The sequence below is a fragment of the Ruegeria sp. CDSA193 genome (assembly GCF_059611885.1).
Window position 1 is genome coordinate 34,904 of sequence record NZ_JBXWPN010000012.1, and the last position, 26,759, is coordinate 61,662.

At 58.0% G+C, this 26,759-nt stretch carries 23 protein-coding genes; 8 read left to right on the top strand and 15 right to left on the bottom strand.

What is annotated here, in order from left to right:
• Nucleotides 1–33: 33 nt before the first annotated feature.
• From AC2FLG_RS19220 to meaB, 4 genes are all read right to left on the bottom strand, one after another.
• Nucleotides 34–384, bottom strand: a complete 351-nt coding sequence (locus AC2FLG_RS19220; protein WP_142638088.1) for a hypothetical protein — start codon at nucleotides 382–384, stop codon at nucleotides 34–36.
• A 408-nt stretch (nucleotides 385–792) separates the two neighbouring features.
• Nucleotides 793–1,080 (bottom strand): 50S ribosomal protein L28, encoded by a 288-nt coding sequence (rpmB, locus tag AC2FLG_RS19225; protein WP_142638086.1) that lies wholly within the window; start codon nucleotides 1,078–1,080, stop codon nucleotides 793–795.
• Between the two features lie 169 nt (nucleotides 1,081–1,249).
• Nucleotides 1,250–2,389, bottom strand: coding sequence for a Hint domain-containing protein (locus AC2FLG_RS19230; RefSeq protein WP_496707579.1), 1,140 nt, complete (start codon nucleotides 2,387–2,389; stop codon nucleotides 1,250–1,252).
• 149 nt (nucleotides 2,390–2,538) lie between these two features.
• A complete protein-coding gene (gene meaB / locus AC2FLG_RS19235; RefSeq protein ID WP_142638208.1) occupies nucleotides 2,539–3,516 on the bottom strand; it encodes a methylmalonyl Co-A mutase-associated GTPase MeaB in 978 nt (325 codons plus the stop codon).
• 153 nt (nucleotides 3,517–3,669) lie between these two features.
• On the opposite strand from meaB, the gene hrpB reads away from it, so the two are divergent.
• The 3 genes from hrpB (at nucleotide 3,670) to AC2FLG_RS19250 (ending at nucleotide 8,272) form a co-directional block, all read left to right on the top strand.
• A complete protein-coding gene (gene hrpB / locus AC2FLG_RS19240) occupies nucleotides 3,670–6,102 on the top strand; it encodes an ATP-dependent helicase HrpB (protein ID WP_496707581.1) in 2,433 nt (810 codons plus the stop codon).
• A gap of 139 nt (nucleotides 6,103–6,241) precedes the next feature.
• Complete coding sequence (locus AC2FLG_RS19245; RefSeq protein ID WP_282027762.1) at nucleotides 6,242–6,700, top strand: NUDIX hydrolase; 459 nt, start codon at nucleotides 6,242–6,244, stop codon at nucleotides 6,698–6,700.
• 93 nt (nucleotides 6,701–6,793) lie between these two features.
• Nucleotides 6,794–8,272, top strand: coding sequence for an inorganic phosphate transporter (locus AC2FLG_RS19250; RefSeq protein ID WP_496707583.1), 1,479 nt, complete (start codon nucleotides 6,794–6,796; stop codon nucleotides 8,270–8,272).
• A gap of 4 nt (nucleotides 8,273–8,276) precedes the next feature.
• Here the strand turns inward: AC2FLG_RS19250 and AC2FLG_RS19255 are convergent, their stop codons facing one another.
• From AC2FLG_RS19255 to AC2FLG_RS19280, 6 genes are all read right to left on the bottom strand, one after another.
• Nucleotides 8,277–9,242 carry a 2-dehydropantoate 2-reductase gene (locus AC2FLG_RS19255; RefSeq protein ID WP_496707585.1) on the bottom strand — a complete coding sequence of 322 codons (966 nt, stop codon included), beginning with the start codon at nucleotides 9,240–9,242 and terminating at the stop codon, nucleotides 8,277–8,279.
• Nucleotides 9,243–9,309: 67 nt separating this feature from the next.
• Entirely contained in the window at nucleotides 9,310–10,272 is a 963-nt protein-coding gene (locus AC2FLG_RS19260) for a pirin family protein (RefSeq protein ID WP_282027759.1), read from the bottom strand.
• 309 nt (nucleotides 10,273–10,581) lie between these two features.
• A complete protein-coding gene (locus AC2FLG_RS19265; protein ID WP_496707587.1) occupies nucleotides 10,582–10,923 on the bottom strand; it encodes a 5-carboxymethyl-2-hydroxymuconate Delta-isomerase in 342 nt (113 codons plus the stop codon).
• A gap of 57 nt (nucleotides 10,924–10,980) precedes the next feature.
• A complete protein-coding gene (argF, locus tag AC2FLG_RS19270) occupies nucleotides 10,981–11,907 on the bottom strand; it encodes an ornithine carbamoyltransferase (protein ID WP_271950442.1) in 927 nt (308 codons plus the stop codon).
• Nucleotides 11,908–11,935: 28 nt separating this feature from the next.
• A complete protein-coding gene (locus AC2FLG_RS19275; RefSeq protein WP_496707590.1) occupies nucleotides 11,936–13,123 on the bottom strand; it encodes an aspartate aminotransferase family protein in 1,188 nt (395 codons plus the stop codon).
• Nucleotides 13,124–13,362: 239 nt separating this feature from the next.
• A complete protein-coding gene (locus tag AC2FLG_RS19280; RefSeq protein WP_496692863.1) occupies nucleotides 13,363–13,620 on the bottom strand; it encodes a zinc ribbon domain-containing protein in 258 nt (85 codons plus the stop codon).
• Between the two features lie 61 nt (nucleotides 13,621–13,681).
• On the opposite strand from AC2FLG_RS19280, the gene AC2FLG_RS19285 reads away from it, so the two are divergent.
• Nucleotides 13,682–14,059: a MerR family transcriptional regulator gene (locus AC2FLG_RS19285; protein ID WP_496703360.1), complete on the top strand. Its 378-nt coding sequence runs from the start codon at nucleotides 13,682–13,684 to the stop codon at nucleotides 14,057–14,059.
• A gap of 47 nt (nucleotides 14,060–14,106) precedes the next feature.
• Entirely contained in the window at nucleotides 14,107–15,000 is an 894-nt protein-coding gene (locus AC2FLG_RS19290) for a DMT family transporter (RefSeq protein ID WP_281973253.1), read from the top strand.
• On the opposite strand, the gene AC2FLG_RS19295 is transcribed toward AC2FLG_RS19290, so the two are convergent.
• The gene (locus AC2FLG_RS19295) at nucleotides 14,982–15,785 is read right to left on the bottom strand and encodes an ABC transporter permease (protein WP_142638062.1); all 804 of its coding nucleotides are present in this window, start codon (nucleotides 15,783–15,785) and stop codon (nucleotides 14,982–14,984) included. The two genes, AC2FLG_RS19290 and AC2FLG_RS19295, sit on opposite strands and share 19 nt — an antisense overlap.
• Nucleotides 15,786–15,911: 126 nt before the next feature.
• Here AC2FLG_RS19295 and AC2FLG_RS19300 point away from each other — a divergent pair, with 126 nt between their 5' ends.
• Nucleotides 15,912–16,487: a GcrA family cell cycle regulator gene (locus AC2FLG_RS19300; RefSeq protein ID WP_142638060.1), complete on the top strand. Its 576-nt coding sequence runs from the start codon at nucleotides 15,912–15,914 to the stop codon at nucleotides 16,485–16,487.
• Nucleotides 16,488–16,656: 169 nt separating this feature from the next.
• Here AC2FLG_RS19300 and AC2FLG_RS19305 read toward each other — a convergent pair whose 3' ends face one another.
• The 3 genes from AC2FLG_RS19305 to AC2FLG_RS19315 all read right to left on the bottom strand — a co-directional run bounded on the left by AC2FLG_RS19305 (nucleotide 16,657) and on the right by AC2FLG_RS19315 (nucleotide 21,146).
• Nucleotides 16,657–17,676: a Hint domain-containing protein gene (locus AC2FLG_RS19305; RefSeq protein WP_496707592.1), complete on the bottom strand. Its 1,020-nt coding sequence runs from the start codon at nucleotides 17,674–17,676 to the stop codon at nucleotides 16,657–16,659.
• 124 nt (nucleotides 17,677–17,800) lie between these two features.
• Nucleotides 17,801–18,877: a T6SS phospholipase effector Tle1-like catalytic domain-containing protein gene (locus AC2FLG_RS19310; RefSeq protein WP_142638056.1), complete on the bottom strand. Its 1,077-nt coding sequence runs from the start codon at nucleotides 18,875–18,877 to the stop codon at nucleotides 17,801–17,803.
• On the bottom strand, nucleotides 18,855–21,146 hold the full coding sequence (locus AC2FLG_RS19315; protein WP_496707594.1) for a xanthine dehydrogenase family protein molybdopterin-binding subunit: 2,292 nt from the start codon (nucleotides 21,144–21,146) through the stop codon (nucleotides 18,855–18,857). The genes AC2FLG_RS19310 and AC2FLG_RS19315 overlap by 23 nt, the downstream gene beginning before the upstream one ends.
• A gap of 142 nt (nucleotides 21,147–21,288) precedes the next feature.
• Here AC2FLG_RS19315 and AC2FLG_RS19320 point away from each other — a divergent pair, with 142 nt between their 5' ends.
• Complete coding sequence (locus tag AC2FLG_RS19320) at nucleotides 21,289–24,441, top strand: valine--tRNA ligase (RefSeq protein ID WP_496707595.1); 3,153 nt, start codon at nucleotides 21,289–21,291, stop codon at nucleotides 24,439–24,441.
• A gap of 143 nt (nucleotides 24,442–24,584) precedes the next feature.
• Nucleotides 24,585–25,748: a benzoate/H(+) symporter BenE family transporter gene (locus tag AC2FLG_RS19325; RefSeq protein ID WP_496707597.1), complete on the top strand. Its 1,164-nt coding sequence runs from the start codon at nucleotides 24,585–24,587 to the stop codon at nucleotides 25,746–25,748.
• A gap of 205 nt (nucleotides 25,749–25,953) precedes the next feature.
• Here the strand turns inward: AC2FLG_RS19325 and AC2FLG_RS19330 are convergent, their stop codons facing one another.
• Nucleotides 25,954–26,736, bottom strand: a complete 783-nt coding sequence (locus tag AC2FLG_RS19330; RefSeq protein WP_496698039.1) for a crotonase/enoyl-CoA hydratase family protein — start codon at nucleotides 26,734–26,736, stop codon at nucleotides 25,954–25,956.
• Nucleotides 26,737–26,759 lie beyond the last annotated feature (23 nt).

Below are 26,759 nucleotides of genomic sequence, written 5' to 3' on the forward strand. Positions count from 1 at the left end.
CCTATGTCAAGTGTCTGAAAAAGTTAAATTTAATCAGGCTCTTGCAGGTGGCGCGCGGGCGGGCTGAAACGGAACGGGCGCTGCTATTAGGCTCCTGTCGCCGCGCTCTAAAAATGGCCCGGCATAACTTGGTGCATCGGGCAGCACATGTGAAACGACAGCAATAGCACCCAGCAACGTCAGCGCATAGTCGGGGCAGAAATGCGGGGGCTTTGCCGGTTGCCCCTCGGCATCCATATAGATCACAACAGGACCAACACCAGTACACAGCACCATCTGCCCGACTGCGGTATCAACGCCACGCGAAGCAGCCACCCCCTGACCGGTCAGAATGACCAGCAGCGACAGGGCAAATGATAGAAATCGGTTCCGAAAGTGTTTCATCCTGCCTTCGGTATACGCCCGAGACAAAAAGGGCTTCAAGCACAATCGAATGCGCCAGAAGCCCTCGGGTCATTTTTGGTCAGTACGAGGTCAGTTATCCAATCCGGGACGTTTGACAGACCCTTTTGTCAGGCTGGTATGCAACCTGTTCACCTGACGCTGCATCCGCACACATGTCCCAAACGTCTTGCCAAAAAAGGCCGCCAACAGGGAGAGGGAATCAAAGGATTTGAAAGACATGAGATCGAACTCCGCCAATAGGATATGAACAAACATATTCAAACATCAGAACACTGTATGTGAACAAGATCACGCTCTGACCGCGAAATCGTCTAAACTCAATCAGGCAAAAGAAAAGACCCTGCACCGTTCGGGTACAGGGTCGAAATCTTTGGTGAAAAAGAACGCTTAGACCGCAGCTTGAGCCTTGGCGATTTCTTTTTTCACTTTCAGTGCGTTGGTGGACAGCTCGTCATCCTTGGCTTTGGCCAGGAACGCATCCAGACCACCACGGTGGTCAACTGAACGCAGGGCAGCGGCCGAGATACGCAGCTTGACGCCACGACCCAGGGTTTCCGACTGCAGGGTTACGTCGTTCAGGTTGGGCAGAAAACGACGACGAGTTCTGTTTTTGGCGTGGCTGACATTGTTGCCAGTCATCGGGCCTTTTCCGGTCAGTTCGCAACGGCGCGACATGGTTTCTTCCTTTGTATCTGCGGGCTGGGTACAGGACCCGTGGCCAAATCACAAGGGGCGCAACCCGAAGTCGCGCCCGAAAACTGGTTGGATGCGTTTAGTGGGAATCACAGGAAGGGTCAAGACGGGCCGTGCGAAATCTTTGCACCCATCTTAAACTCTATAAGACCTAGGCGCCATTGCGTTGAAGCAAGGGTTTGTTGTTCTTCAAATGCCGCTGGATCAGGTGGGACTGTTGGCGTCCACATGGTATGAACCGGGCCGGGTTTTCACCATGATTTTCGATCAGTTCCGGAAAGATCTCGAAAATTTCTTGCCGCGCCTCCGATCCGAGGGATTTCAGGGCCTCGACTCCGGTGAACAGGCTTTCGGTTGGGGCATCTTCGGCAAAGATGACATGATGGCGATCAAATAGCAGGTGAAAATACTCAACCGATTGCACGGCCTCATCGATATAGATTCCCGGCAGTGCGGTCAGTTTGATCGCCGGAATCAAAACTTCGGTGGTGCCGAACATGCGTTCCGCGATTCTGGACTGCACCAGCATCCTGTGCTGGCGTGAGACCAGAAGATCGCGATGCGGCAAACCCTCGCCCAGCGCACCTGCAAGGATTCGTACCGGCAAGAGCCGGGGATTTTCCAGCAAGGCGGCGCGGTCAAACTGTCGGCGCCCGATCCAGCGTATAGGCTGAGGGTCGCACCCCATGGTCGGGACCATGTCCCCGATCCGCAGCGCTTGGATTGCTTTCATGCCGTCCTGCGTCAGGATGTACGTGCCACGGGTAAAACAAGGAACGCCACTTCCGTTCTCAAAGGCAGAATATGTGACCGTGATACCGGATGGTAGGGTGAATGTCCCGCTGGACAGGGTATAGCCTACGCCATCTACGACGTTAATGACGCCAAAATTGGTATCGGTGATGACGGTACCCACAGGCAAGTTCAACGTGTCGGTTCCGCCGCCACCCCGCAAATCGCCACTGACGCTGGTGCTGGTGAAATTCAGGGTATCGTTGCCGCTCCCCAGCCGGATGTTTCCAACACTCGAGCCACCGATATCGACAGTGTCGTCATCCGACCCACTGGCAATCCTGCCACCAATGGTGCTACTGGTGACGGTGATCCTGTCGGAGCCGGCATTCCCGATGACATTCCCGGTAATCGTGCTGTTATTGATGTCGACGTCGTCGTCGCCACTCCGGCCGCGGATATTATCAATCGGAGTTCCAGCCGGTGAACCGTTCAGGGTCCCCGTGTCATTGTTAACGTCGATATCGTCGTTGCCGTTGGTCCCAGTAATATCGGGCATAGCTGACGGTTCCCGCATATCCGGCCTGGCGACAGATGCGCGGCCTTAACCTGAGTTTGCATCAAGTTTGGGTCAACTTGCAACCTATGGGCGATAACCCACCGATCCGAAATCAGAAAGGGAATGAGATCAAAGGCTTGAATAAGGCCTTAGCCAGCGACTAAAGCAGACAACATATGTTCCGCCGCAACCGACGGACTGAGCTGACCAGTGCTGACCTGCGAGCCCAGACGCTCCATTTCCGAGCGCGCTTGTGGAGTCGCCAGGCGTGCCAGAAGGGCAGACCGAACCTCTTGTTCGAACCAATATTGTGCTTGCGTGGCGCGGTTGACCTCCCAGTGGCCATTTTCACGGCGCCATTTGCTGAGGGACTGCATCTCCTCCCAGGCTTGAGCCAGCCCATGTTCCTCGACCGCTGAGACAGTCATCGCCTTGGGAAACCCTTCCGGGTCCTGGGGTCGTTTACGCAACAGACGCAGCGCCCCGGAATAGTCGGCGCAGGTGCGAGTGGCGGCAGATTTCAGGTCACCATCCGCCTTGTTGACCAAGATCATGTCAGCCATTTCCATGATACCGCGCTTGACGCCCTGCAGTTCGTCACCGCCCGCCGGGGCAAGCAACAGCATAAACAGATCCGACAACTCGGAGACAACCGTCTCCGATTGCCCGACACCAACCGTTTCGATCAAAACAACATCGAACCCAGCGGCCTCACATAAAGCGATGGCCTCACGTGTGCGGCGGGCAACGCCGCCCAGGTGCGACTGGCTGGGTGATGGACGGATAAAGGCGTTTTTCTCGCGGCTCAGGCGTTCCATCCGGGTCTTGTCCCCCAGAATGGACCCGCCCGACCGAGTTGAGCTGGGATCTACTGCAAGAACTGCAACACGCAGCCCCTGCCCTGTCAGCATCATACCAAAGCTTTCGATGAACGTGGACTTGCCGACGCCGGGCGTTCCTGACAATCCGATCCGCAGGGCCTGGCGGCCCTCTTTGGTCAATCTGGTCAGCAGTTCCGTCGCCTGCGCACGATGATCGGCGCGACCGCTTTCCACCAGCGTGATACCACGGGCCAGCGCGCGCCGGTCTCCGTTCAAAATCCTGTCACTCAGGCTGTCCAGTTCCATTTCGCCCCCAATCAGTTGCGGCAGTTCTAGTTGCCGTCCCAACGAGGGGTTTGTCCAGACCAGAGCGCACAAGAATTTACCTCTGGGATATGCGCTCTCCGGGCATAAGAGACGGAACTGGACCTTGTCGTACCGTTGGCTGATAAAGCCCGCATGATACGCCTGCCCATCGACGACGCCATTCCTGACCTTCTTGCCGCCCTAAAGGCTTCGGGCCGCGCAGTGCTGCAGGCACCTCCGGGCGCGGGGAAAACAACACGAGTGCCGCTGGCGATATTCGAGGCGGGGCTATGCGATGGCAAGATCGTGATGCTGGAACCCCGCCGCTTGGCGGCCCGGGCTGCTGCTGAGCGCATGGCCGATACGCTGGGACAGCGCGTGGGCGACACAGTTGGTTATCGCGTGCGGGGTGAGGCGAAGGTATCGAAATCGACCCGGATCGAGGTCGTCACCGAAGGTATCCTGACCCGGATGCTGCAAGTCAAACCCGATCTGCCCGGCATTAGTGCGGTGATTTTCGATGAATTCCATGAACGGTCCCTAAACGCGGATCTCGGCCTGGCCTTGTGCCTTGAGGTCGCCGGGGCATTGCGGGACGATCTGATCCTGCTGGCAATGTCGGCAACGCTAGACGCTGAGCCTGTGGGACGGTTGATGGAGGCCCCCGTTGTTACGTCCCAAGGGCGCAGTTACCCGGTCGAAACACGTTGGCTGGACCGACCGCTAGGACAACAGGCGCGAAAGCTGGACGCATTGGTCGATCTTGTGGTTCAGGCCGAGCGCGAAACAGAAGGTGGGATGTTGGTGTTCCTGCCCGGAGAAGGCGAAATCCGCCGGGCAGAGGCCGCCTTGGCTGGCCGGCTATCCAGCAAAGCTACGGTGCGACCACTATTCGGCGCGATGCCTTTCGCTGCCCAGCGCCAAGCGATTGCACCGGTCGAAACCGGTCGCAAAGTGGTTTTGGCTACGTCCATTGCCGAGACCTCGTTGACCATTCCAGACATTCGCGTGGTCTTGGACATGGGACAGGCTCGGCGGGCGCGTTTCGATCCGGGGTCGGGTATGTCCAGACTAGTGACCGAGCGGGTGACGCGCGCCGAGGCAACGCAGCGCGCTGGCCGCGCTGGTCGTGTCGCCGAAGGCAAGTGCTATCGCTTATGGTCGAAGGGCGAAGAAGGCGCGCTGGCCGCCTATCCCCCGGCCGAGATCGAGGCCGCTGACCTGACCGGGCTGGCGCTGGAACTGGCACTTTGGGGGGCGGACCCCGAAGAACTGTCTTTCCTGACCCCTCCACCCGAGGGCACGATGACAGAGGCACGCACGTTGCTGATGATGCTGGGCGCGCTGGATGGGAAGGGACGGATCACCGACCACGGGCGGTCACTAGCGGCGCTACCTCTGCACCCGCGATTGGGACATATGCTGGAACAGGTCGGCCCCGCCGCCGCACCTTTGGCCGCTCTCATGGCCGAGCGCGATCCCTTACGGGGTGCTCCGGTGGATATGTTGCTTAGGCTCGAAGCCATGCGAGATATGCGCGCCTTTCAACGCAACCGTGTCTGGCAGGTCAACATTGGTGCGTTAGAACGGATAAAAACCGAGACCAAGCGGCTGCAAACCAAAGGCAACCTGTCCGACTTCAGCCCAGCGGCAACAGCTGCACTCGCCTATCCCGATCGCATTGGACAACGGCGCAAAGGGGATGAGCCGCGTTATGTGTTGTCAGGAGGGAAGGGTGTTGTGCTGGATGGCAGCGATACGCTGGCTGCCGCGCCTTATCTGGTTGTGACCGATACCGATGGCAACCCCCGCGAAGCAAAGGTGCGCATGGCCGCACAGATCTCGGAAAAGGAAATTCGTGACCTGTTCGAGGATCAGATCACCTGGATCGAGGTCTGCGACTGGTCAAAACGTGACCGCCGTGTCGTTGCGCGCAAACAAGAACGGCTAGGCGCAATCACGTTGAGTGATCGTGTTTGGAAAGAGGTTCCGGACGAAGCAGTTGCATTGGCGATGCTGGATGGCGTCCGTGATCTTGGCCTGCGATTGAACGGGGCCGCTGCGCGATTGACGGCACGGGTGGAACTGGTCCGGACCGAAGGCGCAGAGCTGCCTGATTTCTCGATCGAGGGGTTGACCGACACGCTGCAAGACTGGCTGTTGCCGATGCTTTCCGGCGTCCGCAATGCTGAAGACTGGAAACGTTTCGACCTTTTGCCAGCGTTGCGCGCCCGACTGGACTGGGCCCAGACGCAGGAACTGGACCGGCGCGCTCCAGGGTCGTTTGAAACTCCTCTGGGGCGAAAGGTGCCGATAGATTATGGCGGTGCAGTACCGGAAATCTCGGTGCGGCTGCAGGAACTGTTTGGCGTAACGCGCCATCCGGTCATTGGCGGTGAGGCCCTCAAGATCACTCTTCTTTCACCGGCCCAACGACCCATCCAGATCACGCGCGACCTGCCCGGTTTCTGGGCTGGGTCATACGCGGATGTGCGCAAAGATATGCGCGCGCAATATCCCAGACACCCTTGGCCCGAAGATCCGACCAAGGCCGACCCCACCCTGCGCGCAAAACGTCGAAATTAGGCGGCCGTCGGGAATTTTCGTCGAAAATTCTTGGCATGAAGATGCGGAAAGCACGGCGATTCCGGGCGTTCATTGAAGATTATCTGTTTCATTGCTATGTGGGCTGCTCAGGTAAAACCCGGGTACGCGAACGACAAACATGACAAAATGGCTGCGAAATATTTGGGAAGAGGTCGCCCGGCCTCTGTTCCTGCGCCCCCATCGGGTGCAGTTTGGCGCCTTGTGCACCCGCGAAACACAGGACGGGCTGCAGGTTCTTTTGATCACCAGCCGGGACACCGGACGCTGGATCATCCCCAAAGGTTGGCCGATTGATGGCCTGGATGGCGCCGAGGCTGCCCGGCAAGAGGCCTGGGAAGAAGCCGGCGTGCGCGCCCAATCCCTATCCAAAGACCCAGTTGGGCAATATACTTATGACAAGATCCTGAAAGACGGGGCCAGCCAGACTGTGGTGACCAATGTCTATCGGATCGAAGTGCAGGAACTGGCCGATATCTACCCCGAGGCCGAGGAAAGGACCCGCGAGTGGGTTTCGCCCGTGATAGCGGCCGGACGTGTTCAGGAGCCCGAACTGCGCGCTTTGCTGCTGCAGCTGTGACACCTCCACAAAAAGTGATGACGCCACGGTTGCTCGTCTGAGCGAAACCGTATAGCCGCGGGTGTTCTTTTGGAAACCGCCCGCAATAGCCTGATGTCGAACCCAAGCTCCAAACCCCGTTGGCAATCGCTGGACAGCGATCTGGCGCGCATCTCACGCGTTGAGTATGCCAATGCCCATGTGGCACGCCCCATGCTGGCGCCGGGTATCGCCTTCGCCTTTATTGCGCTGGCCGGGCTGACGGCCGCAGTGGTTTTTGGGCGGGCTGATGGCGGGTTGATCGTTGTCGCGGCAGCCGGTTTTGGGGCCTATATGGCCATCAATATCGGCGCAAATGATGTTGCCAATAACATGGGCCCCGCTGTCGGGGCCAACGCGCTGACCATGACCGGCGCAATCGTCATCGCAGCCATCGCAGAAAGCGCGGGGGCCTTGCTGGCAGGTGGGGATGTCGTCTCGACGATTTCGAAAGGGATTATAGACCCGGCATCGGTTCACGACAGCACCGTCTTTATCTGGGCGATGATGGCGGCTCTGATTTCTTCAGCCATGTGGGTCAACTTGGCCACCTGGGTCGGCGCGCCTGTTTCGACCACACATTCGGTGGTAGGGGGCGTCATGGGGGCGGGCATCGCAGCAGCTGGCCTAAGCGCGGTCAGTTGGACCACGATGAGCGCCATTGCCGCCAGTTGGATCATCTCTCCTGTGTTAGGTGGAACTATTGCCGCTGGCTTTCTGGCTTTGATCAATGCCAAAATTCAGTATCAGGACGACAAGATCGCCGCTGCCCGCCGTTGGGTGCCGATACTCGTTGCTGTCATGGCTGGTGCCTTTACCACCTATTTGGCCGTCAAAGGCCTGAACAAGCTGGTCAAAGTTGAGCTTGAAGTCGCTTTGCTGTTCGGTCTGGCCACCGGATTTCTGACATGGCTGGTGACAGTCCCTTGGGTGCATCGCAGATCAGAAGGACTAGAAAACAGAACGAAGTCTCTGAAAACGCTGTTTGGGCTACCACTTATTATTTCAGCAACATTTCTTAGCTTTGCCCACGGCGCCAATGACGTGGCAAATGCGGTTGGTCCGTTGGCGGCAATCGTGCATACGGCGCAGTTCGGGGATTTCGCTGCACAAGTCGCAATTCCAACCTGGGTGATTGTGATCGGAGCGCTGGGAATTTCCTTTGGGCTGTTCCTGTTTGGCCCAAAATTGATCAGGATGGTCGGCAGTCAGATCACCAAGCTCAACCCAATGCGCGCATTCTGTGTCGCCCTTTCTGCGGCGATCACTGTGATCCTGGCCAGTTGGCTGGGCCTGCCCGTCAGTTCCACCCATATCGCAGTGGGCGCGGTCTTCGGAGTGGGCTTCTATCGCGAATGGCATGCCGAGCGGCGCAGAAAGAACGCGAACCACCAACGACTGCCCGAGCGGCGCCAGGCACAGGAAGAGAAAAAACGCCGGAAACTCGTCCGTCGCTCGCATTTCATGACGATCGTGGCTGCCTGGATCATAACGGTCCCCGCTACCGCAGTGTTATCAGCCGCTATCTTCTGGACACTGACGGCTTTTCTCTAACCCATCAGCTTCGGATTTGCTCGGGAGTAAGCGGGGATTTTGGGTTCTGTGCAATCTTTTCGCGAACCTGCGCGCAGATTGGGGTCGCAATGCCTTGCTGCTCGCCCAAACGGATGATCTCGCCTTGCAGACTGTCGATTTCCGTTGGGCGCCCTGCCATCAGGTCATAGGCCATAGAGGTGCGCGCCGAAGGGTCAATGATCAGCATCCGGGATGCGACCCGCGAAAACAAAGGCGTAGGCAGACGCAGGATATACGGTGTCATCCATGCGGGCAGCGGCGTCATTGACACAATCGGTTGTCCTGCGGATCGCAACACGGTCAGAGCCTCGGACATCTGATCTGCCATCAGTTGGCGCCAGTTGCGGTCCAGCAACTGCTGTTTCAACGTCAACCCGGACAGCGCATTCAGCGCGTTATTGAGATTGATCACCAGCTTGCCCCATTGGACGGCTTCGATCTGGTCACTCTCTGACACCGGTAGGTCGGGGCCAGTCAGCTTTGCTCCCAAATCGCCGAGGCCGGATTGGATAACGATTTCACCAGAAGTCGTGCGATGAAATCCGCCGGTATCTGTCGGTACGACGTTGAACGGCACCATACCGGCGCGGACATCGTGGTGCGGAAGCATCGTACGTAAGGTGCCTGCGTTTTCCAGTCCATTTTGCCAGGAGAGGATCACAGCGTCTGGAGCGTGTTTCCCGATATCCTTCGCCATCTCTTCCGTCGCGCCGGTCTTTACCGTGACAATGACTATTTCAGCATCACTCAGTTCCGCCGGATCTTCGGTCAGGGACAGGTTGGTCACATGACACCGCAGGCCTGAAAAATCTGTGACCATCAGCCCCTTATCCCGGATCGGGTCGAGGATTCGTGCCCGCCCCAACAGGGTGACATCGTGACCGGATCGGGCCAGCAAAGCCCCGCAGTAACATCCAATGCTGCCCGCCCCCGCGATTGCGATCCTCATGACGCCCCTCCCCTTCGGTCAAAGATTGCCGCGATCCGCCTGTCAGACAAGGCCAACTGACGCCAGGTCAGCGCGCGCGCCTCGGACGGGTGCGTTCAAGGTCTTCTGAAATCGGGATGAAGTCTTGATCGTCCCCCGGAGGCAGTTGAAAAGCCCCTTTGGCCCAGTCCGCCGTTTTCCATTCGCGGGTGGCTGCTTCTATCTTTTCCTTTGAGGACGACACGAAGTTCCACCAGATATAACGATCCTCGTTCAACGTCGCACCTCCAAGCAACATTAGCCGCGCACCCTGCGGCCCTGCCTGAACGGAAAGGCGATCCCTTGGCCGAAACACCATCATACGACCTTGGGTGAACTGATCGCCGGCGATCTCAACCGTTCCTTCCGTCACATAAACACCGCGGTCTTCTTGATCATCAGGCAAAGGAAAAGAGGCCCCGGGGGCAAGCTGCACGTCCAGATAGAAGGTTTCAGACAGTGTCGTGACCGGGCTGCTTTCACCATAAGCCGAGCCAAGGATGAGACGAGCGCTGACCCCAGCATCCTGAATATGGGGCAGCGCAGATTGTTTATGATGTTCGAAGTCCGGTGCAATATCTTCCTGGTCCTCCGGCAGCGCGATCCAGGTCTGAATGCCAAAAAGACTGTGTCTTTTGCTGCGCGTTTCCTTGCTGGTGCGTTCAGAATGGGTCACGCCACGTCCTGCAATCATCCAGTTGACCTCACCGGGATAGATCATCTGATGGGTGCCCAAGCTATCACGATGCTCAAATTCCCCTTTATACAGGTAGGTGACCGTGCCCAACCCGATATGAGGGTGTGGCCGAACGTCTATACCGCCTTCTGTGATGAATTCTGCAGGGCCGACCTGGTCAAAGAAAATGAACGGGCCAACAAGCTGTCGTTTGACCGAGGGTAGCGCGCGGCGCACCTCGAACCCACCCAGATCACGTGCACGAGGAATGATCAGTGCCTCTAAAGACGGGTTCTCAGTCAAACGATCGGGGTTGTGAGACGGGTTCCAGCTCATTCCAGTTTCTCCCTTTTTCGGCAGGTAACGGTTCGCCCCTGCAAGATGCAGGCCGCTGCACCTGAAAGAAACCTCAATAACTGCACAACTCCGGTGGATTTTTGTCCGTTATGACATATCATTAATGTTATTACATAACAATTCTGACAGGAATTCCACCTGAGAAAAGAACCATCCAGACAGCTCGCTACCCGATCACCTGTTTGACAGGGAATGCAGGGCATTTTTGCTGCCCTGCAAAGGAATGTTGCTTACGACTAAAGAAGGTGTCAGTCGCCGTGCTTCAGATAGACAAATTGCCAAACACAATCACGCCAGGCGTTTGGCATAAGACGCACGGTTCAGTTCGACCTCTTGCACCGTGATGCTGCCAACCTCGGGCATGGCAACAGTCAGAACATCCAAAACGGTAGCGTTCAATTCAGCTCGCGTAGCCTCATCCCGGCCCTGCATCAATAAAAGCGTCGCATGGACAAAGGTCTGCGGTTCGGTCCCGATCCGAAAATAGGTGACCGGGTTGGCCCGGATCTTAAGGGCCGATGCATCAAACTCAGCATGTTCAGAAAGCACCGCAAACAACTTCTCGCAGACCGCGTGGAAATCATGTTTCTCTTCAAGACCCTGAGAGAATTCGAGGACTATATGGGGCATTGTGCACTCCGGAAATCATGAGAGAGCACGCGGCTCTCTCTTGCCATTTTCATGTGTTCAGACGCCCAGACACCAACGCATAACGGCCTTCTGGGCGTGCAGTCGGTTTTCGGCCTCGTCAAAAATGACCGAGTTCGGCCCATCCATGACATCGGATGTCGCTTCTTCTTCGCGGTGCGCGGGAAGGCAATGCATGAACAGCGCATCGGGTTTGGCATGGGCCATCAATTCGGCGTTTACCTGATAAGGACGCAGCAGGTTATGGCGCCGTTCTTTCGCGGATTGAGAGTCGTGCATCGAAACCCAGGTATCGGCGACAACCAGATCGGCCCCATCTACAGCCTTGTAGGGGTCCCGTTCCACAACAATCTTGGACCCTTTTTGACGGGCAAAACCCATGAAATCCTCTTCGGGGTCGAATTGCGCCGGGCCCGTAAAAGTTAGATCAAACCCGAACTGGCCCGCCGCGTGAAGGAACGAGGCACACACATTGTTACCATCGCCAGTCCAAACGACTTTCTTCCCGGCGATCGGGCCACGGTGCTCTTCGAACGTCAGAACATCGGCCATGATTTGGCAAGGATGGGTGCGATCGGTCAGGCCGTTGATCACCGGCACGTCCGAGTATTCCGCCATTTCGGTTAGGATGGTTTCGTCAAAGGTCCGGATCATGATCATATCGACATAGCGCGACAGCACGCGGGCAGTGTCAGCGATGGTTTCGCCGTGGCCCAACTGCATGTCCTTGCCCGAAAGGACCATCGTCTGACCACCCATCTGGCGCACGCCCACATCAAAGGACACGCGCGTCCGGGTTGACGGTTTTTCAAAGATCAGGGCGACCATGCGGTCTTTGAGTGCCAATTCGTCATCCGGTGCCGCCTTTGGCTGCCCCAGACGCGCCTGCTTCATGGCAGCAGCCTGGTCGATCATGCCCCGCAAAGCGGCGGCATTGGTTTTGTGAATGTCGAGGAAGTGCTTCATGTCGTTTCGCTTTTCTAATCGGGTGGGCTCAGGCAGACGCCAGATTGCTTTCGACCTGCGCGGCCGTTTTCTCCAGACGAATAACCGCCTGTGCAATGTCGTCCTCTGTGAGGGTCAAAGGCGGCAATAGGCGGATCACATTGTCAGCGGCGGGAACGGTGATGAGGCCGTTATCATATCCCGCATTCACCACGTCCAAGTTGGTCGCCTTGCATTTCAGACCCAGCATGAGCCCTGCGCCGCGCACCTCTTCGAACACGTCCGGATGATTTGCAATCAATCCTTCGAGCTTCTGGCGCAACATGCCCGCCTTGCGATTGACCCCGTCCAGAAAGGCGGGGGTTGCAACCTGGTCGATCACCGCGCAGCCCACCGCGCAACCGAGAGGGTTGCCGCCATAGGTCGACCCGTGCGTACCTGCCGTCATGCCGCTGGCCGCGTCTTCGGTGGCCAGCACCGCACCCAGAGGGAACCCTCCACCGATGCCCTTGGCGACCATCATGATGTCAGGCGTGATGCCTGCCCATTCATGGGCAAAAAGTTTACCGGTACGCCCAACGCCGCATTGGACCTCGTCGAGGATCAGCAACAGGCCATTGTCGTCGCAGATTTGACGCAGCGCTTTGAGCTCGGCATCAGGGACGGGGCGAATACCGCCCTCGCCCTGAATGGGTTCGATCAAGATCGCCGCGGTCTTGTCCGAGATCGCATTGGTGACACCGTCAAGATCACCAAATGTCAGGTGTACAAAGCCGGGCAGCAGCGGGCCAAAGCCTTTGGTCATCTTCTCGGACCCCGCAGCGGCGATGCCTGCCGAGGACCGACCGTGAAACGAACCGTCAAAGGTGATGATGTCGACTCGATCGGGCTGATCTTTATCGTAGAAATATTTGCGTGCCATTTTCACAGCTAGCTCGCAGGCTTCCGTGCCTGAATTGGTAAAGAACACCGTGTCGGCAAAGGTATGTTCAACCAGCTTATCAGCCAGCGCCTGCTGCTGAGGGATGTTATAAAGGTTCGACACATGCCACAGCGCGTGGGCCTGTTCCGTCAGCGCGTTCACCAGCGCCGGATGCGCATGGCCCAGTGCATTCACCGCAATCCCCGCGCCCATATCCAGAAAACGTCGGCCATCCGCTTCGGTCAGCCAAGCGCCTTCGCCCTTCACAAAGGTCAGGGGCGCACGATTATAGGTCGGCAGAACGGACGGGATCATCGGATCATCCTTTTCGATATGTTGAGCCCCGTGAGTGATACACGAGAGCCATGTTCGTCAACTGATTTGGTGGGAGATGCGCCGATTTGGACGGCGCAAAAGGATCAAACGGGCCGGTTACGCGGCAAAGCGTCGGCGTCGAAGTCGCAGGATATCAGCGTGTTTGATCATGGGTGCCGTATAGCGGCGATGCTTTGTGATGAAAAGCGTTTTGTTTCTTTGGTCAGAAGGGCTGGTTTTCAGGCGTCGCTCCACCGGTCCAGCTTGCCCATGCCGCGCGTAAAAGCCCAGGCCAGAATACGGGGCATGCCCTTGTTCACCAGCGCATCCAGACAATGGGACTGAAATTCCTCGAACGAGGCATCGGGATGTCGAAACGCACCGTCCGCATAACAGAGTGAACAATACCGTGTGCTGCGGGTTCCGTCCGCTTCGCTGCCGCCCCCTTCGGTATCCTTGCTAAGAGGCATGCCGCAGCTTTGACATTTGAATCCCATCATCTTTCCCCTTGCAGGCTTTGACCACGAGCCATAAGATCAAAACCATAGAGTATAGTCAATGGTTTTACATATGCGTATCGGAGAACTGTCCCGCCGAAGCGGGCTGCCCCGCGACACATTGCGGTTTTACGAGCGGCACGGATTGATTGCCTCGCGCCCCGGGCCAGAAGCGACAAACAGCTATCGCGACTATCCGGATGACACGCTGATCACGCTGGAACAGATCGGCGATGCACAGGCGGCGGGGATCAGTATCGCGCAACTTGCAACCCTGCTGGGGCAACTTGGTGCGGCTGATCCCGAAACCTTTGACGGCGTAGCATTTCTTCAGGAACGGATCGAAGAGGTTGAGGCGCGGATCGAGCGCGCAAATCGTTTTCTGGACAGCTTGCGACAGGCCAAACAGGCTCTTGCTACACCGTCGGGACAGCCCTGACCGTTTTACCCCTTGCCTTTCGTCCACCCGTACAGCACCGCTTACGCATGTTCGTTCCCAAAGCGCATAACCCGCCCCTAGCGGCACTGTTGATTTTTGTCGCCAGTGCATTCCTTGCAGCAACTACCCTGCTGGCCAAAGCTTTGGGGACAGATACGCTAGGTGCTCCTTTGCATCCAATGCAGATCAGCCACGGGCGGTTTCTATTCGCCTTCCTGGTCATCGTTTCGGCAGTGGGCATCATGCGCCCTACCCTGCGGCGGCCCCATTGGGGGCTGCATATCGGTAGGACAAGCTTTGGCTGGCTGGGAATCACGCTGATGTTTGCATCGGTCGCGTTCATACCGATGGCGGATGCGACGGCAATTTCGTTCTTGAACCCGGTCTTTGCGATGGTTCTGGCCATTCCCTTGCTGAAAGAAGGCGTCGGCCCCTGGCGCTGGCTGGCGGCGGCGGTGGCCCTGATCGGGGCAATGGTTCTGCTGCGCCCGACCCCTGCGAGCTTCCAACCTGCGGCGTTACTGGCGCTGGCGGCGGCGGTCGTCATTGGGATGGAGCTGATCTTTATCAAAAAGCTGTCAGGGCGAGAGAGCCCGATCCAAATTCTATTGGTAAACAACGCGATGGGCCTGACCATCGCATCAGTCGCGGTGAGTTTCGTGTTTCAGATGCCCAACCCGGCGCAATGGGCGGCCCTTGCGGGAATCGGCGCATTGATGGCTTGCGCACAGGCCTGTTTCGTTAACGGCATGGCGCGGGCAGATGCGTCTTTCGTAGCGCCGATAAGCTATGCGACACTGCTGTTCGCTGCGCTATATGATTTTGCGATATTCGATGTGGTCCCCGACGCGGTCAGCCTGATTGGATCTGCCATCATCTTGGCCGGAGGGCTGATTCTTGTGTGGCGCGAGGCGCGGCACCGTCAGGCCTTGAGCCGATAGCCCGTTCGCAGCATCTGCCAGGTCAGTGCACCGACCACCAGTGTTGCAGCCGTGCAGATCAACATCCCAAGGTAGGGCGAGCTGTCCGAAACCCCAATCATACCATAGCGCAGCCCGTCGATCAGATAGAAAACCGGGTTGGCGTGGCTTAGCCGGTACAAAACCGGCGGCAAAGCTTCGACCGAGTAAAAGGTGCCAGAAAGAAACGCCAAAGGCGTGACGATGAAGTTGGTAATCGCAGCCATCTGGTCGAACTTATTGGCGAATATCCCGGCAAAAAGGCCCAGCGCGCCCATAAAGGCCCCTCCCAGCACTACAAAGATCATGGCGATCAGTGGGTTCTGCGGGACAATACCCAGCACCAGCGCCAGCGCGGTTGCAACGACAACAGCGATCAGAAAGCCACGGGCAATGCCGCCCGCAAGGTATCCCAGCAGAATCTCTAACGGCGAAAGCGGCGGCATAAGGGTATCGACGATGTTGCCCTGTACTTTCGAGATCACCATCGAGGACGAAGTATTGGCAAACGCATTCTGGATCACCGTCATCATCATGATGCCCGGCGCCAGAAAGGTCAAAAATGGCACGCCCATCACATCAGACCGGCTGGGCCCGATAGCGATGTTGAAGATCAGCAGAAACAGCCCCGCAGTCACCAGCGGTGCCAAAAGTGTCTGCGTCCACACCGCCATAAACCGCAAAGTTTCCCGCCGGGCCAGCGTATAGAGACCCATCCAGTTCACCGCACCAAAGCGGCGTGCCTCCTGATCCATGAGATTCTGCATGATCTGCCCTCTACCTGATTCGAAGACCGCTTGTAACTCGGACCGCAGTGTTTAAAATAGGGGGCTGAGACGAATTCCCAAGGCGGCCCGAATCCGGGGCCGCTTTCCGCTTTTGAAAGGCAAATGATGTCCTGGACTGACGAGCGTGTAGAGCTGCTTAAAAAGATGTGGGGCGAGGGCCAGTCGGCCAGCCAGATCGCCAAGGAACTGGGCGGTGTGACCCGCAATGCGGTTATCGGCAAAGTCCACCGGCTGGGCCTGTCGAATCGCGCAACCGGCGCGACCCCCGCCAAGGCTGAGCCAAAGGAAAAACCAGCGCCCGCGCCCAAGGCCGAGGCCAAGCCCAAACCCACGCCCAAGACGGAACCGGCACGTCCAGCCGCAGCGCCGGCAGCCGAGGCCAAGCCCGCTGTTCCGGCCCGCCGTCAGATCATCCCGGCCGGTCAACCGCTGCCGCCGCAACCTTCAGCGAACGAGATCAGCCCCGAGGCGCTGGCCAAGGTCAACGAGGTTGAGAAGAAAGCCAAAAAGCTGACGCTGATGGAACTGACCGAGAAGACCTGCAAATGGCCCGTCGGCGACCCCGCGACCGAGGATTTCTGGTTTTGCGGTCTGCCCGTTGAGGCAGGCAAACCTTATTGCGAAGCGCATGTGGGTGTGGCGTTCCAGCCTATGAGCTCACGTCGCGACCGGCGGCGGTAAGGCTTTGACGAAGGCAGGCACCTAGCAAAAGAGCGCGGTGCCCGCAGCAGGCCGGAATGTAGGTAATACACCTGTTTTGGCTCTGCGTCATCTAAGAGCGATCACACTGGAATCGAAGAAGAGTCGTAATCTGCCAAAAGCGGCCGCCGGTTCCGTGCATGCCGAGCGATCAATCGCTTTTGCCGCCCCCCTCTGGGATTTTGTAGTTGGTCTTTTGCATCGGGGTTTCGACAAGACCGGGGAACAGCGTAACAAGCTCTTCCATGGCTGCTGCCGGTAGAGATTTCAGTGCTTCATCGCCAAGCAAAAGGCTCTCGGTCGGGGCGCCATCTGCATAAATTACCTCATGTTCAGAAAACACCAGGTGGAAATAAGTAACTTCTGTAATTCTGTCGTCGACGTATATCCCCGGAAGCTCGACCAACTTTATAGCTGAGACCAGAACCTCGGGGCACTCAAACATGCGCTTAACGATCGCCGAGGATATCAGCATCCGGTGCTGACGGGACACGAGCAGGTCGCGTCTGGGCAGGCCCTGCCCTAGCGCGCCAGCGCAAATGCGTACTGGGTAAAGCTTGGGATTGCGGCGCAAATCCCGTACACTGACATGTCGCCGAATGATTTGTGACAAAGGCTGCGTGCAACCATGATCCGTCAAGACACGATCACCTTGCTTCAAACTCTCGATCAGGACAGGGCCCTGATCGGTCGCAATCAACGTTCCTGCCGTAAGGCACGGTATGGTGCCCGGTGTCGGAGTGGTGTTCACCGAATAGGTTCCACCATCGTCGGTGGAAATAAGTGAATCTCCCGCCCCGGCCTCGCCGATAACCGTCGAGCTCATCCCATTGGCGGGGCCAGCTGTCGCCGTTATCGGGCCGGGGCTGGGGGGATCGCTGAAAGAGCTGAACTGATAAACCGTTGACCCGTCGGATAAAGAGATACCATTCGTTTTACCGAGCCCGGTAAAGGTGGCGGAACTGGCTGAATCAATTACATAGACGTCCCGGCCTGCGACTGTCGTCGGGGTGATCCCATCAAGCGTGTTAGTGCTGCGGATAGACCCGTCAGAGTTGTAGATCGTGACAACAAGCCCAGAAACATCTGCACCCGCGTCAACAGCGACCTCGATAAAGTCCTGTGGTGGGCCTCCAAGGTACTTGAGTTCGGAAAAATATGGGTCTGCCATATGTCAATTCGCCTTTGTGTTCGGCGTGAGTATGATGATCCGATACTTGTTTCAATATATGAGTACTAGGGTCTCACTAACCAGTAAATGTTCCCAGTGATTTTTGTTCGCAGCTGGAACCGAATTACTGCGCTGGATGCGATGGCAAATCCAACATCGGCACCCAACCGGGCAGTTCGTTTGGCGAAACCGAGACATGCAGCCGCTCGGATCGGTCCCGGCCTACTTTGCGGTGCTTGCGCAGTAGGAAAATCTTACCCCAACCGCGCCATGTGCCGACCGAACGCGCATGAGGGTCGATCACAAAGCGGTCTCTCCATCCCTCCGGCAATGGCAGGCCGTGCAGCTCTGCCTTGTCCAGCATCCAAACCAGCGAGATGTTGCTAAGGGGGCGGGCTTCTTCAAACCCGTTCAACTGGCCACCCACATCGCCATGGGTGCCTCGGAACCAGACTTGCTCGATATGGCCTTTAAAATCGGGGGTACATTTCCACAGGACCGGCTCGAATACCTCGCGCGTTTCATCCAGCGCCATCGCGTGGTAGCCGTGGCGCGTAGCAGGACCAAGCTGATGGTTGTGGAAGGCGTGGCGATCCTCGGCCCAACGCCAAAGCAGCGGTAGACGCAAGCCCAGCGCTTTTACTGTATCCCACACGCCGATCATTTCGATTGCAACATCTTCATGGCAGAACTGCCGGCGAAACGCAGCGGCAGCGCTACCATTGGCATTGCATTCATAGTGGCGGTAGGCCTGTTTGATATTCCTAACGGTCGCGTGCTCGGCCTTGAGCAGGCCAATCATGTCGATAACACCCGCAAGGCTGCGCACACCGTAGGCCCCACGTGAGTAGCCGATGAAATAGATACGGTCGCCGGGCTTATACCGCGAGGCCAGATATCCATAGGCCCGGCGTATCTGGCGATTGATCCCCCGCCCCATCATCACATCCAACGAGGACTTCCAGCTTTCCCATTGCACACCGGCCTCATAGAAGACGGATACCTTGCTTCCCATCTCGCAGCACAGCCGCAGCGCCTGCCCCGCATGAGTTTCATATCCGGGCTCAAGCGTCGACATGGTGCCGTCTAGAATGATGACATGGCTGACAGGTTCACGATGGCGCGTTTCGGCCGAATGCTCGGATCGCAGCGGCCGTCCAAGCCACCCCAGTACCTTTCTACTCAGCCGCGACAGTTGCATCGTTCAGCAGTTCCCATACTTTGTGCGGCGTAAAAGGCATATCGGCCTGCCGCACCCCGTGATCCCAGAGCGCATCCTGAACCGCATTTGCCACTGCAGCCAGCGCGCCCACGGTGCCGGCCTCTCCGCATCCTTTCATTCCCAACGGGTTAGAGGTTGACGGTACCGGCGCCGAGGTAAACTTAATCATGGGTATCTCGGTTGCGCGGGGCAAGGCGTAATCCATCAACGATGCCGTGAGCAGTTGCCCCTGCGCATCATGGACAACATGTTCGGACAGCGCCTGACCTATGCCTTGTGCGACACCACCATGAACTTGCCCCTCGGCCAGCATCGGATTGATAAGATTACCGAAATCATCGACCACAGTATAGCGGTCTACCCATGTTTCGCCGGTACAAGGGTCAATCACGATTTCGGCAACATGTGCCCCGTTGGGATAGCTACGGTCGTCCAGCGTGATGCTTGCCTGATGCTGCAACAAATCAACGCGCCCGTCGGCACGGGCCATATCCGCGGCCTCGGTCAAAGTGGGCGTCAGGTTTGATCCCGGCGCGCGGAAGGTTTCAAAATCAAAGCGCACGTCGCTTTCCTCCACCCCCATCTTATCTGCGAGATAGGGCGTGAATGCGGCAACCATGACGTCGATCGTGGCAAGCGTCGCTGTACTTTGCACCGTAACTGATCGCGATCCCCCGGTTCCCCCACCATTCGGAAGCTGGTCGCTGTCACCTTGAACTACGATGATACAATCCAGGGGAACCCCGGTTTGGTCAGACAGGAACTGAGCATAGACCGTTTCGTGCCCCTGCCCGTTGGATTGGGTTCCGACAAAAAGTTTCAAGGTGCCATCCTCAACGAACTCGATCTTTGCGTTCTCGGAAGGGTCGCCCAAAATACTTTCGATATAGTAACAAATCCCCTGCCCCCGGAACAAACCGCGTTCAGCATCGGCGATCTTGCGGGCGGCAAATCCGCTGGACTGTATTTGGCTTTGGGACAGAACCATGTCGAAATCGCCGACATCATACGTTTCGCCGGTCGCGGTCTTGTAAGGAAATGCCTCAGGCCGGATGAAATTCTTGCGCCTCAACTCCCAGGGATCTACGCCCAGTTCTCGAGCGGCGCGGTCGATAGCGCGTTCAAGGACATATATGGCCTCGGGTCGCCCTGCGCCGCGATAGGCGTCAACCTGCGTTGTATTGGTAAAGAACCCCTCGACCCGCAGATAGGTGGTTTGTACATCATAGGCGCCCATCAACACTTTGCTGAAAAGATTGGTTTGTATCGCCTGGCCGAAATGGCTGTTATAGGCCCCGAGATTTACCTTGCTGTGCACCCGATAGGCGGTGATCCGGTGATCGCTGTCAAATGCCAGCTCGGCCAGCGAAGACAGGTCGCGGCCATGGTGATCGGACAACATTGCCTCGGAACGGTCAGACATCCAGTGAACAGGCTGGCTCAACTTCATCGCAGCTACGGCCACACAGAAATATTCGGGATAGGGCATGACCTTCATGCCGAACCCGCCACCGACATCCGGGGTCGTGACGCGGATATCTTCGGGGTTGAGTCGCAACTTTTGCGCCAGCTGACCACGCATGGCCCAAACCCCCTGCCCGCCATAGGAAAAGTGCAACCGCCCATCAACCCAATGCGCCTGACAGCCCCGCGGTTCAATCGACGTGATGATCACTCGATTGTCTTCCACATTCAGTGCAACGGTATGAGCCGCCTGCTGAAACGCAGCAATAGTTGCCGCCTCATCGCCCAGCGCCCAGTCAAATGCCCGATTATCCGGAGTTTCCGCGTGCAGCGTTTCTCCGCCCGCACACACGTCCAGTTTTACGGGCAAGTCTGAGGTTTCGACCCAGATCAGCTCGGCCGCATCGCGGGCCTGTAAGGCGGTGTCGGCAATGACTACAGCGACGGGTTCTCCGACAAACCGTATGCGATCCGCGGCCAGCATATGCCGGTCCGGCGCAGCGGCTTTCGAACCGTCTCGGTTATTCAGGATGGCCGCATTCATACACGTGTCGATCCCGGCGGCCTTCAGGTCGTCCAGCGTCATGATCAGCCGCACCCCTTCGGCCGCGCGCGCGTCATCCAGATCCAGCGCCCCAATCACCCCATGCGCCACCTGAGATCGCACGAATACCGCATGCAAAGCCCCGTGCGGCAGGACATCGTCCATAAAATGCCCCTGCCCGGTCAGAAACCGCTGGTCCTCGGTCCGTTTGACGGGCTGGCTTTTGCCAAACTTTTCCACCGCGCACTCCTGTCTGTGCCTCTAGGCGACATTAGGCTGCGATGCATCATTGTCCATAGCCCCGGCGCTTGGCCCTTTCCCTTTTGCTATCCTTTCGATATTGCAAGCGCTAACCCGAATTTGTTGACGCAGGACGCATCCAATGGCGATGGAAAAGACATTCAACGCGGCCGAGGCCGAGGCCCGCATTTACGAGGCCTGGGAACAGGCCGGAGCCTTCAAGGCGGGCGCGAACAGATCGCGCGATGAAAGCTTTACCATCATGATCCCGCCGCCCAACGTGACGGGGGCGCTGCATGTGGGACACGCGTTCAATAACACGCTGCAGGATATCCTGACCCGCTGGCACCGGATGCGCGGCTTCGACACGCTTTGGCAACCCGGTCAGGACCACGCAGGCATCGCCACGCAGATGCAGGTTGAAAAGATGCTGGCGGCGCAGGGCAACGAAGGGCGGCGTGAACTCGGGCGCGAGAAGTTCCTCGAGAAAGTCTGGGAATGGAAGGGTGAATACGGCGGCACGATCATTGAACAGCTCAAGCGTCTTGGCGCCAGCTGCGATTGGTCGCGCAACGCCTTTACCATGGCAGGTGCACCGGGTGACCCGCGCACAGGGCATGAGAATTCTGCAAATTTCCACGATGCCGTCATCAAGGTCTTCGTAGAAATGTACGAAAAGGGCCTGATCTATCGCGGCAAGCGTCTGGTCAACTGGGACCCGCATTTTGAGACCGCAATCTCGGATCTTGAGGTCGAGAATATCGAAGTCGCGGGCCATATGTGGCACTTCAAGTACCCGCTGGCGGGTGGTGAGACCTATACGTATGTCGAAAAGGATGAGGACGGGAATATCGTGCTTGAGGAACAGCGCGACTATATCTCAATCGCCACGACAAGGCCTGAAACCATGCTGGGCGATGGCGCGGTTGCGGTTCATCCGTCAGATGAGCGCTACGCGCCAATCATCGGCAAACTCTGTGAAATTCCCGTTGGACCGAAAGAGCATCGTCGCCAGATTCCGATCATTACTGATGACTATCCCGATCCCGATTTCGGCTCGGGCGCGGTGAAGATCACCGGCGCGCATGATTTCAACGACAACATGGTCGCCAAGCGTGGCGGTATTCCGATGTACCGTCTGATGGACACGCGTGGCGCAATGCGAGCCGATGGCGCGCCCTATGCCGAAGAGGCCGGCAAGGCGCAGGAATACGCGCGCGGCAAGGAGTTCACCGAGAATGAGATCGACGCAATCAACCTGATCCCCGATCACCTGCGGGGACTGGACCGGTTCGAAGCGCGCGCTAAGGTGGTCGAAGAGATCACCGCCGACGGCCTGGCCGTAATGACCCGCGCCGACAATCCGGTTCTGGGCACAAAGCTGGGTGAGGACGACGACCCGGCTGCACTCGTCCCGCTGGTCGAGAGCAAACCGATCATGCAGCCCTTTGGCGACCGCTCGAAAGTTGTGATCGAGCCGATGTTCACCGACCAGTGGTTCGTGGATGCCGAAAAAGTCGTCGGCCCCGCGCTGGACGCGGTCAAGGACGGTACGGTCAAGATCATCCCGGAATCGGGCGAGAAGACCTATTACCACTGGCTGGAAAACATCGAGCCCTGGTGCATCTCGCGCCAGTTGTGGTGGGGGCATCAGATTCCGGTTTGGTATGGCCTCGACCTGTCGGCCGAAAACTTCAAGGATGACGAGAACGACGGCAACCTTGATCTGGTCGAATTGGGTCGTTTGCTGAACGAAGGTGGTATGTTGCACCGTGGCAATGTCATGGAATGCGCGTCGAGTCTGGAAGCAGTGACTGAAAAATTCCTGGACGATAATGCAAACATTCCCAGTCCGCTAAGCCACGCAACTGTAATCGAAGTTGCCGATAAGCAAGAAGCGATCCATCAATTCGCCGAAAGCCTTGCTCAGTATGCAGTTGAACAAGACCCGACGAAGCTGGTTTATCCGGTTTGGCGTGACCCCGACGTTCTCGACACTTGGTTCTCCTCCGGCCTCTGGCCCATCGGCACGCTGGGCTGGCCCGAGCAGACCGAGGAGCTGGAACGCTACTTCCCCACGGACGTTCTGATCACTGGCTTTGACATCCTGTTCTTCTGGGTCGCCCGGATGATGATGATGCAACTGGCGGTGGTCGATCAGATCCCGTTCCACACCGTCTACCTGCACCAGCTCGTCCGCGACGAGAAGGGCAAGAAGATGTCCAAGACCACCGGTAACGTCATCGACCCGCTGGAGATCGTGGACGAATTCGGCGCCGACGCGCTGCGCTTTACCAATGCCTCGATGGCGGCGATTGGCGGCGTGTTGAAACTGTCTCGCGAACGCATCACCGGCTATCGCAACTTTGGTACAAAACTTTGGAACGCTGTTCGCTTTGCCGAGATGAACGAGGTCTTCACCGACGCCGTACCGCAACCAGACGTCGCCGATCTGAAACCCAAGGCCGCCGTAAACCGTTGGATCATAGGCGAAACTGCCCGCGTGCGGGAAGAGGTCGACGCGGCGTTGGAATGCTATCGCTTCAACGATGCGGCGAACGGGCTTTACGCCTTTGTCTGGGGCAAGGTCTGCGACTGGTATGTGGAACTGTCCAAACCCCTGCTGCAGGGTGACGACGCCGAGGCACAGGCCGAGACCCGCGCCACCATGCGCTGGGTTCTGGACCAGTGCATGGTCTTGCTGCACCCAATCATGCCCTTCGTTACCGAGGAACTGTGGGGCCTGACAGGCACGCGCGCCAAGATGGTCGTGCACGCCGACTGGCCGACTTACGGCACCGAACTGGTCGACCCAGAGGCGGATCGCGAAATGAACTGGGTGATCTCGGTGATCGAGAACACCCGCTCGGCGCGTTCGCAGATGCGGGTGCCAGCGGGTCTGTATGTGCCGATGCTGGTGACAGAGATTGACGCGCATGGCCAAGCTGCATGGGACCGTAACGAGGCGCTGATCAAGCGGCTGGCGCGGATCGACAGCCTGACCAAAGTGGACGCATTTCCCAAGGGGACGATCTCGATTGCCGCGCCGGGTGCGACGTTCGGTTTGCCGCTGGCGGATATCATCGATATCGGCGCCGAAAAGGAACGACTTGAGAAGGCCAAGGGCAAACTTGCCAAGGAATTGGGTGGTTTGCGCGGTCGTCTGAACAATCCGAAATTTGTGGCCTCGGCCCCGGAAGAGGTTGTCGCCGAAGCCAAAGCCAACCTCGCCGCCCGTGAAGAGGAAGAGGTGAAACTGAACGAAGCGCTAGCCCGTCTGGCAGAAATCGCCTGATCTTCGTCTACTCCAAACCGTTCAAGATACCAGACCCCGCCACGCCCGCGTTGGCGGGGTTTTCGTTCCCCGGCCCAGATTTCGCCCTGTTCACCTCCGCTTACGATTGCTAGCAAGTGCGGGTTGATAACGCTGAGGGCAGGATGACACGCGCATTTCCACCAATGCAGACCATCTCAACCGGATTGGTTGTGGCCATCGTCGGCTTTTTCAGCTCATTCCCCATCGTACTGCAGGGGCTGGATGCGATGGGTGCGTCACCGGAGGAGGCCGCATCGGGCCTGATGACCGCCGCCATCGCCATGGGGCTGGCCGCCATCGTGCTGAGCTTGCGCTACAAGTTGCCGATCAGTGTCGCCTGGTCCACGCCGGGTGTCGCGCTGTTGGCTGTATCCGCCACACCTGTCGAGGGATTCTCAGGAGCTATCGGTGCGTTCCTGTGCGCTGGCGCTTTGACGGTTGTGGCTGGGTTGTGGAAGCCGCTGGGAAGGTTGGCAGCTGCAATCCCGACCACGTTAGCGCAGGCAATGCTTGCCGGGGTTCTGATGCCGCTATGTATCCTCCCGTTCAAAGCGGCCGTCGAGATTCCGTGGCAGGCGCTACCCGTAATCCTGACATGGTTCATCGCGGGGCGGTTCAACCGGCTGTTTGCGGTTCCCGCGGCAGTGATCGCAGCAGCCGTTGTTGTCATCCTGAACGCCGGGGATACAACGATCATGCCCGAGCGTCTGGTTGCGGCACCGATCTGGGCCATGCCTACATTCTCGCTGGCCTCGGCCATAGGGATCGGAATGCCGCTGTTCATCGTCACCATGGCGACACAGAACATCCCCGGCATCGCGGTGATGCGCAGCTTTGGCTTTTCGCCCGTGCCGGGCAAACTGTTCTCGGCCGTCGGAGGGGCCAGCCTGTTGTCCGCCCCGTTCGGAGCCCCCGCCACCTGCCTTGCCGCCATCACCGCCGCGATGTGCTCAAATCAGGACAGTCATCCCGATCCTGCGCTGCGCTATTGGTCGGCCATCATGGGTGGCGTATTCTATTGCCTGTTTGGTATTTTTGCCGTGGCCATCACCGGATTTGCCGCCCATGCCGATCCGTTGCTGATGGGGACGCTGGCCGGGGTCGCACTGATCGGTGTGCTGGCAAATGCGATCCACGCTGCGCTGGAGGTTGTAGCCGAGCGTGAGGCGGCGATCCTGACTTTTGCTATCACTGCGTCCGGTATCACAGTCTTCGGACTCGGGGCCGCGGTCTGGGGTTTGCTGGCTGGTGGCATTGCCTATCTGGTGACTAACCGGCTGCGATAGCCGCTTTGCCCTGAGGCCACAGCCAAAGCAAAACCAGCTTAAATTTGGATCATTGGGAACTCTGGTGGAACGCCGGATCAAGAAAGCACAGACCAAAGTCCAACCCAGAGAATTCGTTTCATGTAACGCTGGAAAAGATGCGCAAAGCCTACACCCCACTGCCTGACGCGCAGGTCCGCGATGCGCATCGGGATTCATGTGGTGACTACTTGAACTTGGGCTTACGGCCCTGCATCTGCGCCATGACAACCTCCATCTGATCGGGTTTGCCGATCAGCTCAACCTGTTCGGCAGATTCGGCCAGCAGAACGTCGGCTCGCGAACGGGTTTCGGCCACGTCGATCAGGCGCTTGGCGGCACGGATGGCTGAAGGGCTTTGGCCTGCGATGTCTTCAGCCAGAGCCAGCGCCTCGGTCAGAGGATCGTCCGAGAGTTTCGTGACCAGCCCCCAATCAGCCGCCTGCGGCGCGCCTATTGGACGTGCAGTATACGTTAGCAAGCGCAGCACGTCCGAGCGGACAAGCTCGGGCAGCAGAACCATGCCGCCCATGTCGGGAATGATACCCCATTTCATCTCCATCACCGCCAATTTCGCCTCGGGGTGGGCAATGCGGATATCCGCGCCCAGTGCGATTTGCAGACCGCCACCATAGGCCACACCCTGAATGGCACAGATGACTGGAACGGGGACACGGCGCCAGATCAAGGCAAGCTCCTGCATTTCGTTGGCGTCGTCATGGCTGCGGTTCATCAGCCATTCGGTTGGGTCCTTGTGGGCCATGCTGGCGAAGCTGGCCATGTCGAGACCGGCGCAGAAGCTTTTACCCTCACCCGACAGCACCACGGCGCGGGCGTCGGAGACCGCCACCTCTTGCCCGGCGGACAGGATCGCCTTGATCATGGCTTCGTCCAGCGCGTTCATCTTGTCGCCACGGGTTAGCGTGACATGGGCGATATGGTCTTTGTATTCGATGGAAACGCGAGACATTGGTCCCTCCGGAAATCAGTGTT